Here is a 1,181-nt window from a genome sequence, read left to right on the forward strand (position 1 = left end):
CAGTCTCTCTGCCTAATGGTCTTAGTATTTCTGGTATTGACCACCAAAATCTGGCCCTGGCTGGGCAATTGATCGGGTTACTTCAATGAATCAACCTGTCATGCGCCCGTCGTCCACTTTGCCTGAGGTCTACCTTTACCGGGATCCCATCGATTTTCGAAAATCCTTCAAGGGACTGGCGGTCCTGGTCGAGCAGGAGCTTGGGCACAACCCTTTTGACGGTCATCTCTATGCCTTCACTAATCGCCATCGTAATAAAATCAAATGCCTGTTTTGGGAAGACAATGGCTTTGTGCTTTATTACAAGAGTCTGGCAGATGACAAGTTCCACTGGCCAAAACCCGATGACGAACTGGTGACCTTAACCGGACAGCAGCTCAATTGGTTGCTGGATGGCTACAATCTTAATGCCATGAAACCCCATAAAAAAAGGCATTATGATAGCTGTTTTTAGTCTGAAAACTCAGGCAGTTATGGTAAAATGACGGCCATGAAATCACTCATTGATACCGTCATTCACCAGCCAAAATCCGCCTTGAGTTTACTGGGCGGAAATGCTGGAACCGCTCTGGACCTGGAGGCCTTGTTTGAGGCCATCCAGACCATCGACGGTGTCATTCTTGAAAAAGACAATGCCCTTCTTGAGAAAGACGACATTATCCAGAAAAAGTCCATCGTCATAGAAGAACAGAAAAAACGCATTGCCATCCTGGAAGAATACCTGCGTCTGGAACGTGCCCGCCTCTATGGCCACAGCTCTGAAAAGTTCAGCGGCCAGGGCGAAATCTTCAATGAAGCGGAGTTAGCCGATTGTGGCGCTGACCCGGCTGAAGAAGATGCCCTGAATGAGGAAGAACTGGAAACAGGGGAAAGTCCAAAACCCCGCAAGAAACGCAAGGGACGTACACCACTGTCACCGGCACTGCCCAGGGTTCAGGAACGTATTGAACTAAACCCGGAAGAAAAGCAGGGTGCCATTGAGACCTTCTTCACCAAAGTCCGGGAAGAGCTGGACATCATTCCAGCCCGGGTTCAGGTGAAAGAGATTCTGCAAGAGAAAGCAGTATTTCTTGAGAAAGCTGAGCCGGGAGAGGCACCGCAGGAAAAACGCGTTATCAAGGCGGCGGAGCTTCCCAAACACCCCATTCCCAAATCTGCAGTGACCGTCAGCATGCTGGCCT

At 49.6% G+C, this 1,181-nt stretch carries 2 protein-coding genes; both read left to right on the forward strand.

Features of this window, described 5'->3' with window-relative positions:
* The first annotated feature begins 85 nt into the window (after positions 1–85).
* Positions 86–454, forward strand: coding sequence for an IS66 family insertion sequence element accessory protein TnpB (gene tnpB, locus J7438_RS25690; RefSeq protein ID WP_209204886.1), 369 nt, complete (start codon positions 86–88; stop codon positions 452–454).
* A gap of 36 nt (positions 455–490) precedes the next feature.
* Positions 491–1,181: IS66 family transposase (locus J7438_RS25695; protein WP_503003948.1), on the forward strand; the 691-nt coding region annotated here is incomplete at its 3' end.

It is taken from the genome of Thalassotalea sp. G20_0 (genome assembly GCF_017744175.1).
In the GTDB taxonomy this organism is placed as follows: Bacteria; Pseudomonadota; Gammaproteobacteria; order Pseudomonadales; family Endozoicomonadaceae; genus Endozoicomonas.